Source organism: Psychrobacter sp. AOP7-B1-25 (assembly GCF_052376195.1).
GTDB lineage: Bacteria > Pseudomonadota > Gammaproteobacteria > Pseudomonadales > Moraxellaceae > Psychrobacter.
The window spans coordinates 1-18,859 of the sequence record NZ_JBQSVK010000020.1 but is presented as its reverse complement, the minus strand read 5'-3'; the positions used below and the strand labels follow the sequence as shown (position 1 = coordinate 18,859).

15 protein-coding genes and 2 riboswitches are annotated in these 18,859 nt (G+C 43.7%); of the genes, 7 read left to right on the top strand and 8 right to left on the bottom strand.

Features of this window, described 5'->3' with window-relative positions:
- The first annotated feature begins 72 nt into the window (after window positions 1-72).
- Together recR and ACT3QR_RS12460 are read left to right on the top strand one after the other, a co-directional pair.
- The gene (gene recR, locus ACT3QR_RS12465) at window positions 73-666 is read left to right on the top strand and encodes a recombination mediator RecR (RefSeq protein WP_444521651.1); all 594 of its coding nucleotides are present in this window, start codon (window positions 73-75) and stop codon (window positions 664-666) included.
- A 136-nt stretch (window positions 667-802) separates the two neighbouring features.
- Window positions 803-2,173: a ribonuclease D gene (locus tag ACT3QR_RS12460; RefSeq protein ID WP_444521650.1), complete on the top strand. Its 1,371-nt coding sequence runs from the start codon at window positions 803-805 to the stop codon at window positions 2,171-2,173.
- Window positions 2,174-2,238: 65 nt separating this feature from the next.
- Here the strand turns inward: ACT3QR_RS12460 and ACT3QR_RS12455 are convergent, their stop codons facing one another.
- From ACT3QR_RS12455 to gcvT, 5 genes are all read right to left on the bottom strand, one after another.
- Entirely contained in the window at window positions 2,239-2,928 is a 690-nt protein-coding gene (locus ACT3QR_RS12455) for an esterase/lipase family protein (protein WP_444521649.1), read from the bottom strand.
- 207 nt (window positions 2,929-3,135) lie between these two features.
- The gene (gene gcvP, locus ACT3QR_RS12450) at window positions 3,136-6,033 is read right to left on the bottom strand and encodes an aminomethyl-transferring glycine dehydrogenase (protein WP_444521648.1); all 2,898 of its coding nucleotides are present in this window, start codon (window positions 6,031-6,033) and stop codon (window positions 3,136-3,138) included.
- Between the two features lie 64 nt (window positions 6,034-6,097).
- On the bottom strand, window positions 6,098-6,856 hold the full coding sequence (locus ACT3QR_RS12445; protein ID WP_444521647.1) for a nitroreductase family protein: 759 nt from the start codon (window positions 6,854-6,856) through the stop codon (window positions 6,098-6,100).
- Between the two features lie 339 nt (window positions 6,857-7,195).
- Window positions 7,196-7,576 carry a glycine cleavage system protein GcvH gene (gene gcvH, locus ACT3QR_RS12440; RefSeq protein WP_444521646.1) on the bottom strand — a complete coding sequence of 127 codons (381 nt, stop codon included), beginning with the start codon at window positions 7,574-7,576 and terminating at the stop codon, window positions 7,196-7,198.
- A 117-nt stretch (window positions 7,577-7,693) separates the two neighbouring features.
- A complete protein-coding gene (gcvT, locus tag ACT3QR_RS12435; protein WP_444521645.1) occupies window positions 7,694-8,887 on the bottom strand; it encodes a glycine cleavage system aminomethyltransferase GcvT in 1,194 nt (397 codons plus the stop codon).
- A 167-nt stretch (window positions 8,888-9,054) separates the two neighbouring features.
- A riboswitch (glycine riboswitch) is annotated at window positions 9,055-9,203 on the bottom strand.
- A gap of 65 nt (window positions 9,204-9,268) precedes the next feature.
- Window positions 9,269-9,408, bottom strand: a riboswitch (glycine riboswitch).
- Window positions 9,409-9,655: 247 nt separating this feature from the next.
- Here gcvT and ACT3QR_RS12430 point away from each other — a divergent pair.
- The 5 genes from ACT3QR_RS12430 (at window position 9,656) to ACT3QR_RS12410 (ending at window position 14,909) form a co-directional block, all read left to right on the top strand.
- The gene (locus ACT3QR_RS12430) at window positions 9,656-9,976 is read left to right on the top strand and encodes a YcgL domain-containing protein (RefSeq protein ID WP_444521644.1); all 321 of its coding nucleotides are present in this window, start codon (window positions 9,656-9,658) and stop codon (window positions 9,974-9,976) included.
- Window positions 9,977-10,238: 262 nt separating this feature from the next.
- Entirely contained in the window at window positions 10,239-10,835 is a 597-nt protein-coding gene (locus ACT3QR_RS12425) for a hypothetical protein (RefSeq protein ID WP_444521643.1), read from the top strand.
- Window positions 10,836-11,149: 314 nt separating this feature from the next.
- Window positions 11,150-12,013 (top strand): AAA family ATPase, encoded by an 864-nt coding sequence (locus tag ACT3QR_RS12420; protein ID WP_101205695.1) that lies wholly within the window; start codon window positions 11,150-11,152, stop codon window positions 12,011-12,013.
- A 151-nt stretch (window positions 12,014-12,164) separates the two neighbouring features.
- On the top strand, window positions 12,165-13,388 hold the full coding sequence (locus ACT3QR_RS12415; RefSeq protein ID WP_444521642.1) for a vWA domain-containing protein: 1,224 nt from the start codon (window positions 12,165-12,167) through the stop codon (window positions 13,386-13,388).
- Window positions 13,389-13,691: 303 nt separating this feature from the next.
- Window positions 13,692-14,909, top strand: coding sequence for a globin domain-containing protein (locus tag ACT3QR_RS12410; protein WP_444521641.1), 1,218 nt, complete (start codon window positions 13,692-13,694; stop codon window positions 14,907-14,909).
- Window positions 14,910-15,049: 140 nt separating this feature from the next.
- Here the strand turns inward: ACT3QR_RS12410 and ACT3QR_RS12405 are convergent, their stop codons facing one another.
- The 3 genes from ACT3QR_RS12405 to ACT3QR_RS12395 all read right to left on the bottom strand — a co-directional run bounded on the left by ACT3QR_RS12405 (window position 15,050) and on the right by ACT3QR_RS12395 (window position 18,508).
- The gene (locus ACT3QR_RS12405) at window positions 15,050-15,862 is read right to left on the bottom strand and encodes a phosphodiester glycosidase family protein (RefSeq protein WP_444521640.1); all 813 of its coding nucleotides are present in this window, start codon (window positions 15,860-15,862) and stop codon (window positions 15,050-15,052) included.
- Between the two features lie 105 nt (window positions 15,863-15,967).
- Window positions 15,968-17,776 (bottom strand): FMN-binding glutamate synthase family protein, encoded by a 1,809-nt coding sequence (locus ACT3QR_RS12400; protein ID WP_444521639.1) that lies wholly within the window; start codon window positions 17,774-17,776, stop codon window positions 15,968-15,970.
- 504 nt (window positions 17,777-18,280) lie between these two features.
- Window positions 18,281-18,508, bottom strand: a complete 228-nt coding sequence (locus tag ACT3QR_RS12395; RefSeq protein WP_444521638.1) for a hypothetical protein — start codon at window positions 18,506-18,508, stop codon at window positions 18,281-18,283.
- Window positions 18,509-18,859 lie beyond the last annotated feature (351 nt).

Below are 18,859 nucleotides of genomic sequence, written 5' to 3'. Positions count from 1 at the left end.
CATGATACGACCCCATTTTTATAGCTACGATTTATAAATTCAGTTAGATAAAGTCAACTAAAGGAAGCTACTTTGCTTACAGCCAAATTTGATCAGCTGGTCAAACAGCTGCGTATATTGCCAGGCGTCGGTCAAAAAAGTGCCCAACGAATGGCGCTACATCTGCTTAGCAAAAAACGCCCACAAGGCATGGCACTCGCACAAGCACTAGATGAAGCCATGCGTGATATCGTCGAATGTCAGAGTTGCCATAGTTTCAGCGATGAGGCAGTTTGTCCGCTATGCCAAGATGTTAGACGTGATGACAGCCTGTTATGCGTGGTCGAGACGGCAGCAGATGTCATGGCTATTGAGCAGACAGCGGGCTATCGTGGGCGTTATTTTGTGTTAGGGGGGCATTTATCTCCCATTGATGGTGTTAGCGCCGATGACTTAAATATTGATCAGCTGGTATGGCGAGTGAAGCAAGAACCCATAGAAGAGCTAATCCTAGCAACGGGCACGACAGTTGAAGGCCAAACTACCGCACATTTCATCAGTGAAGCGGTCAGTCGTCATGTCAATAAAGTGACGCGATTGGCTCAAGGTGTGCCGATGGGCGGCGAGCTTGAATATCTAGATAGTATGACGCTCGGTCAAGCTATGCAAAATCGTTCTTTTTTATAACGTTTTGATTGCCTCAAAGTCTTACCCAATTCATTTCTTGAAATTGTTATAATTACTTTATTATTGTTTTCTCTTTTAATTTTATTAAGGCGCGGTTTAGCGTTTTATTTTCTTCTATTAATGCAGGTATCTGCCCGTGTCCAACAACGTCTCAAACCCATCAGCTCAATCAAATGCTCCTGATATCAATGATAGCTCATCGCAAGAAGCTGCTAATATTGAGCCAATGTCAGTAGCAATACCCTCCGAGCCAGCTACTAATACTCCAGATGTTGAAGTGCCTGATATTGAGGTGCTAGGTACTGAAGTATTAGATATTGATGCACTGTTGGATACTGCTGATGACGTTGCTATTACATGGGTGCGTAAACAAAGCGAGTTAGATGAAGTCATCGGTGACTTAGCGACTTGCGGACGTGTGGCATTAGATACTGAGTTCATCAAGCGTGACACGTATTATCCGCGCTTGGCACTCGTACAACTAAATACTGGCAATCATGTTTATCTGCTGGATGCACCGCAGCTACAACTGGATGAACTGTGGGAAGCGCTACGCAAAGTAGATGTGGCTATCTGGCATGCTTGCGGCGAAGATTTAGGTATTTTCTATCTATTGTCTGGCTGTCCACCGTTGACCAATATCTTTGATACGCAAATTGCGTTGTCTTATTTAACGGGTCAATTGCAAATGGGGTATCAGCAAGCATTGGCTGATCAGCTAGACATGCATATCGATAAAGAACACAGCCAATCTGATTGGCTCCAGCGCCCGTTGACAGATGAGCAGGAGCAGTATGCCATCGATGATGTGCGTTATTTGCCAGCGCTGTATCTCAGTATCGAGCATGCGCTTAAGGCGCAAAGCTTATACGATTATGTCTGGGCTGATTGTCAGCTCTATGCCAGTGATCTCTATGACTCGCAGTACGTCGAAGATGAAGCGATGTATCTCACGATGGCAGATTATCGTTATAACTCGCAAGAGATGGCAATACTAAAAGGGGTGGCCACGTGGCGAGAAGAGCTGGCACGTGCGACCAATCAACCGCGCACCTTTGTGATAAAAAAACAAGCGGTACGTGAGATTGTCACCGAAAAACCGAAAAGTATGCGAGAGCTGGCACATAAAACGACCATGCACCGTAGTATGTTGCGACTCTATGGTGAAGAGCTGCTGAAAGTAATCAGAGATGCCAAGAGTCTACCGCCTGCTGAGCATCCAGACTGTCTTGTACCGCCGTATCGCTCGAAAAACAAAGTGTTGTCAAAAGCAGTACAAAAGGCGATTGATGATCATGCGCGCGAGATCGGTATACCTGCCAGTGTATTGATGCGTAAAAAATGGCTAGGGCAATTGTATGAAGTGGTTGCTCTTGATAAAGACGTTAGCGAACTGCCGCAAGGGCTAAAAGGCTGGCGTAACGACTGGGTTATTAAAACTTTAATTCCAGTTATTAAAAAACATAAAACCGAACTGCAGCAGGGCATGGGTATCCGTGTTCAATAAATAAGCATTCAATAAGGTAATACCCGATAAGATATAGAGCTTACATTAAAGCATTTATGTCACTGCTAGCGTTTAAATCGTCCATGCTCTAAAAAGTATCGAGTCTGCTCGGCGACATCTGGATTCACTAGCATGCCGGTGTGCGAAACTGGCATGACGATATGATCAGCTGCGGCTTCTATTTTTGTTTCTTCTATATAAACTGTTCCATCATGTGCAAGCTGCTCGTTGAGTAGCGGCTTGTTAGATTTGCGCAGTTTGCGATTGTGATATTGCAAAAATAGCTGACCCAGACCATAAGGTCGATTACCAGCGATGATGCCTAGCGTTACATGTTTGGGCAATGGCGCAACTGTGCCATCTAGTGCGTCGACATATGAGCGACCTACGACAGCAGGAGTTAATCGCCAGATATAGTCGGCACAAACACTGCCTATATGCGGTGTTCCTAGAGTCACGCAACGTCCGATTTGCCACTTTGGATACTGAGCAACAAAATCACGAATGATTAAACCACCCAAGCTGTGTCCAACCAAGTCTATAGGATGATCTGGGTGGTGGTTTGTTTCTAGCCAGCTATTTAGGCGGGCGCTATTGGTTTTGATACCATCACGCATACTACGATAGCCATACTGATGGGTATCAAATCCTGCTGCTTGTAAACGCTTGGCTAATGGTCGCATGATCCACGGGGTTTGATGCAACCCATGTATTAGAATGACGCGAGTTTTCTGTTTAGGCGCTTTGTGTTGCATAGCAGAATCCAAATGATGACTGTAGAAATTTGAGATAAGTAGCTTATTGTTGATATGTGTTTTTATCGCACTAATTTCTTATCGTTTATTTTATTTATAATATTACCTGCTAATGTGATAGATAAAAAGTCAGCATAATAAAAACCTCCAAGTCAGCTACTGACTTGGAGGTTTTTTACTACAGAGAATAACGATCGAAAATGATGATTACATATAGTTTTCGATACTTGGGCAAGAGCACATTAGGTTCTTATCACCATACGCATCATCGACACGCGCGACACTTGGCCAGAACTTATTTGCACGAATGTAAGGAAGTGGGAATGCAGCGGTATCACGGCTGTATGGATGCGCCCACTCTTCACTAGTAATCATAGCAGCAGTATGCGGTGCATTCACCAATGGGTTGTCTTCTAAGGTCCAGCCGTTTTCACCAGCTTTGGCTTGTAGGGCTTCAGCCTTAATAGATTTTAGCGCACTGATAAAGCGATCCAACTCTTCTTTTGATTCAGACTCTGTTGGCTCAATCATAAGCGTACCAGCGACTGGGAAGCTCATCGTTGGTGAATGGAAGCCATAATCCATCAAGCGCTTAGCGATATCGCTTTCTGTGATGCCAGTCTCTTCCTTTAATGGACGAATATCGATGATACATTCGTGAGCCACACGGCCGTTTTTGCCCGCATATAACACAGGGTAGTGACCTTTTAGTTCGGCAGCCACGTAGTTAGCGTTCAATAATGCTAGCTCCGTCGCTTTTAGCAAACCATCACGGCCCATCATAGCAATATACATCCATGAAATAGGCAAGATGCTCGCTGAACCATAAGGTGCTGCTGATACTGCTGAGCAGTCCTTTTGTGCATTGTGCACAGGACTCAAGGTATGGTTGGCCATAAACGTTGCCAAATGCGCTTTCATCCCGATAGGACCCATGCCTGGACCGCCGCCACCATGTGGAATACAGAATGTTTTATGCAGGTTCATGTGCAATACATCAGCACCAACGTCTGCAGGCTGCATCATGCCTACCTGAGCATTCATGTTTGCGCCGTCCATATAGACCTGACCACCATGCTTGTGAGTCAAATCACAGATATGACGGATGCCTTCTTCAAATACACCATGCGTCGATGGATAAGTGATCATTAGCGCACCTAGGCGATCGCTATATTCTTCACATTTGGCCGTTAAATCTTCGATATCAACGTTACCGTTTTCATCCGTTTTGACCACGACCACTTTCATACCCATCATCATCGCAGTAGCAGGGTTGGTACCGTGCGCCGACATTGGGATCAAGCAAACATCACGATTGGTTTCACCCAGTGACTCATGATAACGGCGAATCGCTAACAGACCCGCATATTCACCAGAAGCACCAGAGTTTGGTTGCATAGAAACATCATCGAAACCAGTAATGGCTTTTAATTGATCCTGTAGGCTATCGATCATTGCGATATAGCCAGTGACTTGGTCACGCGGTGCAAAAGGATGCACATTGGCAAACTCAGGCCAAGTGATTGGTAGCATCTCACTAGTGGCATTCAATTTCATAGTACAGCTACCCAGTGAAATCATGCTGCGGTTCATCGCTAGGTCTTTGTCTTCAAGCGACTTTAGATAGCGTAGCATTTCATGCTCGGTGTGATGCGAGTTGAATACTGGATGGGTCAAGATATCATCCGTACGTAAGTGTGCGCTATCTAGAGAAATACGAGCAGTTTCAGGTAGATCACGTGACTTATTAACAAACAATTGAGTCAATGTGTTGAAGTCTTGCTGATCGCTGGTTTCACTGAAAGCAACGCTCAATTTGGTATCGCTTAGACGCCATAAATTGTAGCCAACGTTGTCTGCATTTTTAAAGATTTGCGTAGCCAATTTCTCTGAACCACAATCAACTACGACTGTATCGAAGAATTGATCATGTACCACGCTCAAGCTGCTGTCGTTAGATTCTGTGATGGTATCAGAAAAAGCAGTAGCAAACGCATGAATACGAGTGGCAATACGCTTCACGCCGCCTGGTCCGTGATACACAGCGTACATACCAGCGAGGTTAGCTAGCAATACTTGTGAGGTACAGATGTTTGAGTTAGCTTTTTCGCGGCGGATATGCTGCTCACGTGTTTGTAGGGCCATACGTAGTGCTGTATTGCCTTGTGCGTCTTTTGATACGCCAATGATACGACCAGGCGCTGAACGCTTGGCTTTGTCAGAGAAAGCAAAATAAGCGGCATGTGGACCGCCGAAGCCCATTGGGATACCAAAACGCTGAGTACTACCTAGTGCTACGTCAGCACCCATATCTGCTGGTGATTTTAATAACACCAAGCTCATGATGTCACTGACGACACTCACGTAGGTTTTGTTTTCTTTTACTGCACCGATGACGTCTGTTAAGTCTTTAACATCGCCTTCAGCACCGACATACTGGAATAGCGCACCGAAATAATCTCCTGATTTAGCCGTTTCAAAATCACCAACGACGACTTCCCAACCGAAGTATTTAGCACGAGTATTGATAACATCTAGCGTTTGTGGATAGACACGCTCATCGACGAAATACTGCATTGATTTGCTTTTGCTCACACGCTTTGACATCGCCATGGCTTCTGCTGCTGCCGTCGCTTCATCAAGCAATGACGCACCAGCCAGCTCAAGACCAGTCAAATCGATACATACTTGTTGGAAGTTGAGTAATGCTTCTAAACGACCTTGAGCGATTTCCGCTTGGTAAGGCGTATAAGCAGTATACCAGCCTGGATTTTCAAGAACATTGCGCTGAATGACAGCAGGCATACGAACTGGAGAGTAGCCTTGGCCAATATAGCTTTTGTTGACAGTGATATCGTCTGCCATCGTACGCAATTTGGCAAGCGCAGCGTGCTCACTCATCGCTACTGGTAAATCCAACTCTTTGTGCAAACGTACTGGCTCAGGCACAGTGTCATTGATAAAGCTTGGCATATCTTTATAACCAACAGCGCTGAGTAGGTCAGCTTGCTTGGTCTCATTCGAACCTAAGTGGCGATAGACAAATTCAGCTTCGTTGAACAATCCTTGAAAGGTATCAAACGATGGGTTTTGAGAGATAGTCATGACAATCCTTGGTTAAGGGAGTAATAAACAAAATAGCAATTAAGGGAATAGTGTGAGCGGTACGTTATACGTAATGCACAAACTGTGTTTGATCAAAACGGAACTGGGTGTTGTAAACGCCATTGTCAGCACGTTCACCTGCGCCAATCATCATAATGATATGCTGATCGTCACCCAAGCCTAGTAGGCGCTTCATAGCAGGCTCATCAAAGCCGCCCATGGCACAGCTGTCAAACCCATGAGCACGAAATGCTAGCATAAGGTTTTCGGCGGCAAGTGCGGTGTTATTGGTCGCCCAGTTTTTGGTGTCTTCAAACGTATAATAAGGTGATTTAATTGGGCCTTTTACGCGTCTAACTACCTGAGTTGCACCCCATTTTGCAGCCGAAACTACGTTGGCTGGGCCGCGCAAAAAGTCCATCGTGACGACTTTGTTGTAGTAGTCTTTCACTTTTTTTGGAACTGGCTGATCAGGGTACTCGCGCAATACTTGCTTAGCGTGATCGTGCCAAACATCAGTACGAGCAACGATGGCAATCAAACGGGCTGATGTTTTAGCTGCGTTTTGATTCATGCAGTTTTTGACGGCACGTTTGCGATTGTCAGCGTCATCGATAACATAAAATTCCCACGGCTGTAGATTGCTAGAGTTCGGCGCTAGCATGGCCAAACGTAGACAATCTGCCAACACGTCGTCAGGGATGGGCGTGTCAGTAAAGCGGCGCACTGAACGGCGTGATTCTACGATATCGCGAAACGCTTGTAGCTGCGGCGTATGATTTGGCGTAGCGATGGGGTCTTTATTATCGGTGTTGGCATTCATATTAGGATCCATGCTGAAAATTGGGTTATCAGTTTGAGTCGTTATTGATGACACGTATTCATTGGGATTCGAATAGGTGATCAATACGAGTCAATGAGATAACGCTTGGAAGCAATAACATCGAACGATAATGATTGTTGGAGATCTACATATAAAGCTACTTTCAAATAACAAGCATGGTCAATGAGCCAGTACTTTTAATTAGAAAGGCTTTTAAGTCGTTTAAATAGAGAGTATAGATACCAACTGCCGCCAGTATCTATGATGTTCAGTCGGGGCTAATACTTTGTTCTAGCTGAGGTCTTACAAGTTCTAATGTCTTACTAGAGCAGGCTTAGCTTATAAGTCGCTTTCGTACTCGTCAGCAGTCATTAGTGCTTCGTAGTCAGCGATATTGTCAGGCTTCATTCTGAAGAACCAACCTTCGCCATACGGGTCAGAGTTGATGATTTCAGGATCATCTTCTAGTACTTCGTTGATAGCGATAACTTCACCTGAAATAGGGGCATAAACGTCAGAAGCAGCTTTTACTGATTCAACAACTGAGATTTCGTCATCAACAGCGATGATATCACCCACATCTGGTAGTTCAACGAATACCACATCACCCAATAGATCTTGAGCATGGTCAGTGATACCAACAGTGACCGTACCGTCGTCTTCTAGGCGTAGCCACTCGTGACTAGCAATATATTTTAGCTCTGCTGGGATGTTGCTCATGGTCTCTCTCCTAAGTGATAGAGGTTAATTAACAAAAGTAATAGAGGGTAGGCGTGTCGTTATTTTCAGAGTTATTTGTAAAATAACAACGCGCCCTAATGATAGAATTTATAAGACCTAAGAGTCAAACTGTTGCTTGCCGTTACGGACAAAAGGTAGCTTCAATACGCGTACATCGACGAATTTACCTTTACCGCGTAGATCGACTTGTACACTGTCATCTTCTGATAAGCTAGCAGGTACACGAGCAATTGCGATTGAATTTTTTAGGCTAGGGGAGAATGTGCCGCTGGTGATAATACCAGTCTGCTCGTTGTCTGTGCCTTGATTGATAGTCACCGTCATGCCTTCACGCAAAACGCCACGTGTGGTCAATAGTAGACCTACTTGCTTCATAGCGGTGTTGTCTTCTTTTGACTGCTTACGTTTGCTGACCAATGCTTCACGGCCGACAAAGGCGCGGTCGTCTTTGAGCGCTAGTGTCCAACCCATGTTGCACTCATAAGGACTGATGGTCTCGTCCATATCATGACCATAGAGGTTCATGCCTGCTTCCATACGCAATGTATCACGCGCACCAAGACCAGCAGGTTTGATGCCATTCGCTTTTAGCTGCTCAAAGAAAGCAGGAGCATCATCGGCATGCATAATGACTTCGACGCCATCTTCACCAGTATAGCCAGTACGAGCCACAAACCAATCAGTGCCTTCGATATCGGTCAAGTCAGCACCAACGAAAGGTTTTAGTCCTGCTAAGGTATCTGCCCAATCTGGTTTGGCTTGAGCCAGTTTTGCAATCGCATTTGGACCTTGGACAGCTAGCATGGCAAGCTCAGGACGCTCGGTAATCGTAATATCGAAACCTTCAGCGACTTTATTAAACTGCGCTAAGTCTTTGTCACGAGTGGCTGCGTTAGAGACAATACGGTACTCAGTTTCTTCTGCATTCATTAGGTAGACGATCAAATCATCGATGACGCCACCTTGCTCGTTGAGCATGCCAGAGTACAGCGCTTTACCAGCGGTAGTGAGTTTATTGACATCGTTTGCGAGCAGTTTTTGTAGCCATGCTTTAGTATCAGCGCCTTTGATATCTGTCACAACCATATGTGAGACATCAAACATACCGGCATCTGTACGTACCGCTTCGTGCTCTTCGATTTGCGAACCGTAATGAATTGGCAATTCCCAACCAGAAAAATCGACCAGTTTGCCCTCACTATCAATATGAGACTGGTAAAAAGGGGTGCGCTGAGGGGCTTGGTTTTGGGCGTTTTGAGAAGTGATGTCTTGAGAGTGGGTATCAGTCATAACAAATCCTTATGTGTACATCAGTCATACTTGGTAGAGTAGGAAATGATGCGCAACGTAAAAGTAGCGAGAAGCAATATCGCAAGGTGCAAATATCACATCAAAGGGTGACACAGAAAGCAAAGATAAAGACGTAAGCCAAACAGACGCTGAACGTCGGTTTGAGCTAAGCCCTATCTGTCCTGTGACCTGAGATTTTCAATACGAATCATCATTTTTGAGCAGTTATATGAGCCCTATTATTGATAATAGCGTATTTTCTCCCCTTCGGTGGGTAAGACGTCGTCCGTTCTTACCACTCTCCAGATTTGTTATGCCTTATGTCTGATAAAGTATGTGCTATGAGCGTGATGCTACCACACGCTATCAAACAACAGTGGCATGCGTTTTTCAGTCCTTTTACCTGAGCGATTGGCAGGGTAGATGCGCCTTCGGTGGTTATCTAGCAATTGCGAGTGTTGTATAACCAATAGGGTTCAATACAAAATCGATGCCGTCAAACTCTCTCCTGAAAAACGCTTTTATTATGAAAGGTTCAAAGCGCTTTTACAAGTCATCAAAGCCATTAAAATGAATAAATTTGGCAAAAACGATGTTTTGATAGATGAGTCTGCAAATAGACGACATTTTAAGATAGTTTTTTTATTCTCTATATTAGCGTTTTATCTGTGTTTTTGGCAAAAGTTACGATAGCAAAACGCAAAGCGACTACTGGTGTTTGCTTGAAATATGCTAACCTACGCGCATAGTTTCTGATAGGTGGTTTTTATGCATTGCGATATTTATAAGTTTCCCAAACATGATGACATGTATATCTACATTGCGCGTCCTAATTATCCTGATGATACTGACGAAATCAAAGACTGGCTTGGTGTATTACCAAAAGATTTTCGTGCAGGTTTAGGCCGTAGTAAGTTCGTCATGCATTTGGACTTGGCGACGACGGATAAGCTTGCTCGTGTTGATAAAGAAGAAGTACTGACAAAACTACAGTCTCAAGGCTACTTTGTGCAGTTGCCGCCGCAAGACGTTATGCGTCGTCAAGCAGAGTTGCGTGCTCGTGAATCACAGGACAGCATCTATAATTAATAGGCTTGTTGGCAAGTAAGTGTGGTAGGAGGTATCAGTATGCTACCTATAAAATAGCGTCGATAAAAAACTAATGACACATTTGCTCACATGCATTTGGGTAGAAAGTCATGATAAACTGACACCCTACGTAATGCACACACAAGCCTACATAATGCATAAGTTCGTTATGTACTTGGGCCCATTCTAGTTCTACAGAACGCACATATACCGCTAGACACAGATGGTGTCATCGGCGATAAACGCAGGTAAATAAACACGCATGGACTGGTTAAAAAGTATTTTATATAGCTTACCGCTAGAGTCTATCAGTGACATTCTCGGTGAGATTGCCATTTGGTGGGGCCAAATGGTGAAGGATGTCCCGCCCGCAGATTTGCCAATGTATGCTTATCTTGGTGGTGTTGTTTTGGTATTAGTACTATGGATACTCGTTGCTCGTGTAATGCCAAAACCGCTAGGCGGTATGAGCTGGATGGTTTTGTTTGCGGTATTGGTAGCACCAGGTACAGCGCTTGGTGATCCGAGCGAGCTTGCACCAGCCAGCATTAGCGTAGTCTACGCTGTGCTGATGAAAGATTACGCAGGCGCGGTTGCCAGTATGCTGCCAATATTGGTGATACTGGTCGCAGGATTGTTTGTTGGTTTTTTATGGCAGCTGATACGCAGCGCATTTGCATCGAGCTTGGACAAAGCCCGTAGCCGTAGCGCAGAAGATACGCAGGCAACACTACAAATGACCACAGGCAGTTATTTACCAGAAGGCGCTACTGTAACTGAACAGCCTGACACTAATGTAAGCCTGAAAAAAAGCAATACATTGGCTAAGAAACCGGATAATGATACATCTGATCAGTGATAAAAATAGGCTAAGCATTGAGACAAAATTATTGTCTTAAAAACTATTTGATACCCAAATAAAAAGACACCGCTGCGTGTCTTTTTTTGTGCCAGATTGTTTATTGGGCCTATAAATAATTGTTCACTATCCACTACACATAACAATTGTTAATAAATGCGAACGCATGAGTATTTTGGCAATGCATCAGGCTGTGCTAATCTAATTTATTCTTTACTAATTTATTCTTTACTAATTCATTCTGTATTAATCATTTATGTTTTAGACCTATCCATTTATAACAACTCATCTATAACAACAATCGAGATCTGATTATGACCACAGCTGATAATACTAAGAAAAACTTTACTGGTACCAGTAGTTATATTGCTACCGATGATTTGCAACTGGCAGTAAATGCTGCCATGACTTTACAAAAGCCATTATTGATCAAAGGTGAGCCTGGTACAGGTAAGACGTTGCTCGCCGAAGAAGTTGCTGAGAGTTTGGGTATGCCGCTGATCACTTGGCACGTCAAATCGACGACTAAGGCTGAGCAAGGACTGTATGAATACGATGCGGTATCGCGCCTGCGGGATTCACAATTGGGTGACGATAAGGTCTATGACATTGCCAACTATATCAAGCCAGGTAAGCTGTGGGACGCTTTTACTAGTACAGAGCGTAGCGTACTACTGATTGATGAGATTGATAAAGCCGATATCGAGTTCCCAAATGACTTGCTACATGAGCTTGATAAGATGTCTTTTTATGTTTACGAGACGGGCGAGACCATCACAGCAGCGCAGCGTCCAGTGGTTATTATTACCTCAAACAACGAAAAAGAGCTGCCAGATGCATTTTTGCGTCGTTGCTTCTTCCATTATATTGACTTCCCTGAAGAAGAAACCATGCGTCAAATCATCGAAGTACATTTTCCAGATATTCAAGAAAAACTGGTCAATGATGCATTGGATATTTTCTATAAGCTGCGCGGTATCCAAGGTCTTAAAAAGCCGCCATCAACGTCTGAATTGGTCGATTGGTTAACCTTGTTACTTGCTGATGATATGGCTCAGGATGAGCTAGAAGAAAATCTGCGCGGTGAAAAGTCTATTCCGCCATTATACGGCGCATTGCTCAAAAACGAAGCCGATGTAAGTTTATTACAGCGTTTTGCTAATATGATGCGTCGCTAATGTTTGTAGCTTGCGTTGACTTTAATTTCTTATGTCCAATATTGGATGTTTGATATAAAGCCAATACAAGCGTTTAGCCTATGACGGTACAATGAATGATATCAGCAATATCACCAGATAATAATATCAGCCAATAAGTGATACGACTCTTATGTTTATCAAACTATTCTACACCTTGCGTACTTACGGCGTGCCAGTTAGTACGCGCGAGCTGCTCGATCTCAATGCCGCGCTAGATAAAGGGCTGATGATGCAGCCGCATCCTGAAGATCCAGCGTTGACTACTTTTGCCAGCCGCGAAGATATGTATCGGCTGATTCGACTGTGCATGGTCAAAGATGAGCGCCATTTTGATAAGTTCGATCGGGCCATGGCAGATTATTTTGAAGGTGTCGATAGTCTTGATATGGATGAGCTATTAGCCAAGCTAACGGACGTACCTACAGAATGGCTAGATCTAAAGCTCGATCCAAAAAACCTAACCGAGGAGCAAAGACGCCTACTGAAAAAGTACGGCTCGCTTGAGGAACTGATGAAGGCGCTAGAGGAACGGTTAAAAGAGCAAAAAGAGCGTCATCAAGGTGGTAGTAAATGGGTGGGTACGGGCGGCACTTCGCCATTTGGTGCTTATGGTGACCATCCAGAAGGCGTGCGTGTCGGCGGTGAATCTCGTAAACGTAGTGCGGCAAAAGTCTGGGAGCAGCGTAAATACCGCAATCTTGATGACGACAATCAACTCGGTACTCGTCAGATTCAAATGGCGTTACGTAATCTGCGTCAGTTTGCGCGAACAGGCAGTGCTGACGAGCTGGATATTCATGAGACGATTAAGCGCACGGCAAAAAAAGGTGTGCTCGATATTCATATGCAGGCAGAGCGCCGTAACCGCGTCAAGGTTCTGATGTTGTTTGATGTGGGCGGCAGTATGGACATCCATGTCGAAGCGCTTGAAAAACTGTTCTCTGCGGCAAAAAATGAATTTAAAACCTTAGAGTTCTTTTATTTCCATAACTGCCTGTATGACTATGTGTGGAAGGACAATAATCGTCGCCATAGTGCACCGATGCCAACGTTTGAGCTACTCAATACATATGGTCGAGAGTATCGCGTTATCTTCGTCGGTGACGCATCGATGTCGCCCTATGAGCTGATGACGGTCGGTGGTAGCGTAGAGTATATGAATAATGAAGCGGGCGTTGTATGGTTGAAGCGCGTACTTGAGCACTTTGATAAAGTCGCTTGGCTCAATCCTGAAAACTCGAGCTATTGGCAATATACGCAAACCATCGTTGAGATCAAAAAACTGTTTGAAAACAAAATGTATCCGATGACCTTACATGGTGTTGAGGAAATGACCCAATATATGGCAAGGTAATTTTAATATACAGCCTGATTGATGAAGCCTGCTAATACAGATTGAATCCTTATAATAACAGCTGTTATGACGACATAGCGGCTGTTTTTTACTAAAGAAGATACGTTCTATATGAATACTATATTGGTCTGCCTAGTAAAGTGTGTTAACATTCATTTTAAATGAATGTTATAAGTGTTTCTGAATTGGTTAGCTAAAAGTATCGATGACGATGGTAAAAAGGTTTGATCATCGTTGCCAGTTTAGACGAATCATTTCTAACATCTCAATTTATCAACGTAGTTAATGATTAAGAGAAACAATATGGCCTCACCAAAAACGTTAGAAATCGTTACTGCAACCGTTCCTGTACTCGAAGAGCATGGCGTTGCAATTACCACGGTGTTTTATAAAAATATGTTTAATGAGCACCCTGAGCTGTTAGATATTTTTAATGAGACCAATCAAAAACTAGGAAGACAGCAAACAGCACTAGCGATGACGGTATTGGCTGCTGCCAAGCACTTGGATAAGTTGGCTACGTTATTGCCACAAGTGACTCAAATTAGCCACAAGCACAGAGCTTTACAAATATTGCCTGAGCATTATCCTATCGTTGGCAAGCATCTGATTGGGGCGATAAAAGAAGTATTAGGTGAGGCGGCTACTGATGACATTATTGATGCTTGGACAGAAGCTTATGATGAAATTGCCTCGGTATTCATCCAGATTGAACATGGCATGTATAAAGAAGCGATGTGGCAGGGGTTTGCACCCTTTAAAATCACTAAAAAAGAAGCAGTTGCTACAGATATCGCAGCTTTTACCGTGATACCAGTCGATAAGAGTGCGCACAATACAGGCAATGATTTAGCAAATACTCAAAATATTGATTTGAGCAAGTTGACCTTAACGGCTGGTCAATATATCACGGTGAAAACAGATCCAAAAGACAGCGACCATATAGCATTACGTCACTATTCTTTATATTCTGTCAGTACCGATGCAGGTATTCAGTTCGCTGTCCGACGTGATAACCGTCATGAGCATCATGGTTTGGTTTCTAACTATATGCATGATCAACTAGAAGTCGGTGATACGGTTTTACTATCGGCTCCAGCTGGTGACTTTGCGCTCAATCAAGAGCTGGTACAGCAAAATGATGTGCCCTTAGTATTAATGAGTGCAGGGGTCGGGGTTACGCCTATACTATCTATGCTAGAGGCGCAATTATCAGCCAATGCTAAACGTCCTATTATCTGGGTTTACGCCTGTCAGAACGTCGCTCATCATGCCTTTGCAGATCAAGTTAACGAATTACTCGGACAAGCCGCGCATGTAGAAAAGCATATATTTTACTTTGAGTCTGGGCAAATATTAGATGAAACATGGCTTGCTACTTTGCCTAACCCTGCTGATATCTATGTGTGTGGGTCGATGCCGTTTATGGAAAGTATGATTGATGGGTTGGTAGCATTAGCGCACGGAGTCGATAGCGTTCACTATGAACCGTTTGGCCCTAAAATGAGCTTGGGCGGCTAGTTTTTAATTTTGTTTAGTTAGCTAATTTTTACTTATTGCCAGTAATAAAAAAAGCACTTGGCTGACAATGTCATTTCCAGTGCTTTTTTATGCAACATACTATGAGAAAAAAGAGATTGAGCTAAAAATATAGATACGTATTACTCTTTATGTTCGACCAGTCCGATCATCACACCCATCTCCTTTTTATCTTGTTTATCGATACTAGGCGCATACAGTGCTGAGGCAATACCACCATCCAAAAATAGCGCATTTGGACAACCTAGCTCATCCTTGAATAGTTCTGCAAATTGATAAAAGGTCACAGGCTCATTGCTATTTACGAGCTGTATACTGCCGTCACGACAAACGCCTGCACCATTGCGTAGTTTGACTGAGCTACTATTAGGATTGAACTGTGGGTGTATTTCGTTATCGATGACCAACATAGGGCCAGATTGTGTCGCATACCAAGGTTGCACATCACTATTGTTCAGCTGCTCATTTAACGCATTACTTTCAGTAATTTGCACTTTACCAGCTTTGTCCCACCACATAACCCCATTAGGTAACAGATGAAAATTACCGCCACCTTCTTTTGTATTTAGCGATTTAACTTCTTTGCCTTCGATGACGGTATAGCCCATCGGCGCATAATTTTCATTATACATGCCTGCATTCACCGCAAAGTTCAGGCTCTCATTGTTTGGTAGTGTTGCCAATAACGCATCAAAAGTTAGCAGAGGTTTGTTACTATCAGAAGATTGCCAAAATAGTTGTAATGAATAACGCTCGCTCGTTAAAGCAGTAGTATCCACACGGCAAATGCTGTAGGTAAAAGGCGTGTCTTCAGTCTGACATGACCAATTGTCGGTATCGCTATTAGCTACGTCATTATTTGTCTGCTGGCAAGCGCTTAGGCCTAATGTCAGCACCATCACTGTTAATGGTAAGGTAAAAGTAGAACTTGGCATCAATCACGCGTCTTTTAATGTATAAGTTATCTGAGGTTGGGTACTATCTATTGGTCAATCGCACATTCATCACTACTTTTTAGGTACAACGATTCAGGCGCTGAGTCAGTCACTAGTAGGCGGGAAGTCACGGATTGTATTATTCACATTACCAATTAAGTGTCCACCATTGGCAGTTGATGGCTCAGAACCATAAGCTGCGCTGTGCTCTGTTGGCGCATTTGTCTCTTTGCCTTTGTCGCGCGAGTCCTTGTTATAAGCAATAAGCGCATCATTATTGGCTAAAAAGCTATCAGGATTTGCCATGACCCACATTTGGTTAAAGATGTCAGCGCGTGCGCTATGATCAAGTAAAGCACCTTCATCAGCAAAATAGAAGAATTTGGATAATAGCTTGATCTGTCCGTCGTCTAAGCGGCGTGCAATATGGTATGGCTGCAATTGGCTAGGATGCTGCAAACCAACCGAGCCTACGATACTGGCAAGCGATTTTAGCGTGTTTTTGTGAAAACTTGCAACACGTTCAGCTTTACTCGGAACATCGAGCGCCTTTTGACGGTAAGGATCTTGAGTAGCTACACCCGTTGGACAAGTGTTGGTATGACAAGAGCGCGATTGAATGCAACCGACCGCAAACATAAAGCCACGTGCTGAATTACACCAGTCTGCACCTAGTGCAATCATCCGTGCAATATCAAAGCCTGATACGATCTTGCCACTGACACCAAGCTTAATTTTGTCACGGATGCCTGCACCAACCAAGGTGTTGTGTACCAGCAAAAACCCTTCGACCATTGGCATGCCGACATTGTCCATAAACTCGACGGGCGCTGCACCTGTGCCACCTTCTGCACCGTCAATAACAATAAAGTCAGGATAGTTATCTGTCTCTATCATGGCTTTGACAATCGCCATAAACTGCCATGGTTGACCAATACATAGTTTGAAGCCAACTGGCTTGCCGCCTGATAAATCACGTAGCTGCTGCCAAAAGGCGATCAACTCGCGCGGGGTGCTAAATGCGGTATGCGAAGAGGGCGAGATGCAGTCTTGACCCGTAGGCACTTGGCGCGTGTCGGCAATCTCTTGCGTGATTTTGCTAGAGGGAAGGACGCCACCTTTACCAGGCTTGGCACCTTGTGAAAGCTTGATTTCAATCATTTTAACTTGAGGATCAACGGCTTTTTCAGCAAAAGATTGTGGATCAAAATTGCCCTCATTATCACGGCAACCAAAATAACCTGTACCCAACTCCCAAATTAAATCACCACCGAACTTGCGATGATAAGGGCTGATTGCACCTTCGCCTGTATCATGAGTAAAGCCGCCTAGTTTTGCGCCTTGATTAAGTGCCATGATGGCGTTTGCTGATAGGCTGCCGAAGCTCATCGCAGAGATATTAAATACCGACATATCGTGCGGCTGCTGGCAACGCTCCCCGCCGACCATAATACGAAAGTCTTTGTTTTCTAGTGGTGCACTGATGGCTGATTGCAAGAACCACTCTTTACCATGAGTATAGAGGTTATCTAACGTACCAAAGGCGTTGGTATCACTGACATTCTTAGCACGTTGATATACGAGCGCGCGCTGCTGACGTGAAAACGGTACTTGTTCTTTATCGTCCTCAAGCAAGTACTGGCGAATCTCAGGACGGAAGTCTTCCAATACATAGCGGATATGCCCAGCCACAGGGTAGTTGCTCAATATCGCGTGCTTAGACTGAGTCAGATCATAGATACCAAGTGCCACAGCCAAACCACCGATAACAATCAACCACCAACTTGCCAATAATAAACCCGCTAATAGAATTAAAATCGCCGCGCCAAACGTGCTGTACCGGAGTAATAATCCGATAAAATACGGCGAGCTGGTTTTGGGTTCAGGGTTTAGATTGGTACGAGATTCAGGCATAACGAGGCTCAATAGTAATGATTGATATAGATAAAATGCTTACGTTTATCGCGTACATCATACACGTATGACATCATTACGTCGGTATCAATGGGTAACAGGAGAGTAGTAATACTAGGACGTGTCCTTAGTCCTATCAAAGTCCTGTTAATCACTATTTGTGAAATAAGGATGTCTCTTTATAATTTTTAGCAGACAATTAGTACTAAAGTTTGATTGTTATTTATAGTGTTAAAAGTAATTTTAGCGGGCAAAAATTATTCAAGCAGCCATACTTGGGTTTCGGCATGTTGTCTGATGATTCGTGCGGTAAGTTCACTGCTACCACCGATGGGTTCAAAGCCTGCTTGCAAGCATTCGATCGATATTCACTTGTATACCAAATAAAAGGGTTTAAAAAATACCGTATGACGCATATTTTTTAAACCCAATAAAACGGTGCTCTTGATAACTAAGTACTTGATAGTTAAGTACCTAGTGTTTTAGTGCTTAATTATCACTGGCCTAGCTGTTGAATTTTTTCGCTATCAGATCTTTGATAAAGGCAATAACAGTTGCGCTGTGCTCAGAGTTTTTGATCTCATCTAATAGCTCAGTTTTTGACATGCTTTGGTATCTTTGGATGTCTTCGCTACTGATATCTTTTGCGCTATTAATCAATGCTGATAAGCCATTGTTGTCAGCATTATCACCGCCAGTTACAGCGCCTAACATATCGTTCATGTTTATCATTGGTATTTCCTCATACAAAAATAATTATTAAATGGTTCAATGTGAAAGTGATTTATCACTCACACTTTAGTTTACCGCATCTATATTCGCTTAGGGGCATTAAAGTTACTCTTTTTAGATAGCGATCATGTGTAGGGCAAACCAGTTTTAATTCACATTGCCATACTACTAAGTAAAAATACCTGTGCTAGAACTTTATTGTTTATTCTCTTCTAAACCCCACCACCAATCCGCTCCGCCAATGCCTGCAATTTTGGCACTATCATCGCGGCATAATCGCCTGCTTCCCAGTTAGCACTTGGCACACTGGCATTAAGCGAATAAGCGTATTGCCCAGTTGCGACATCATAT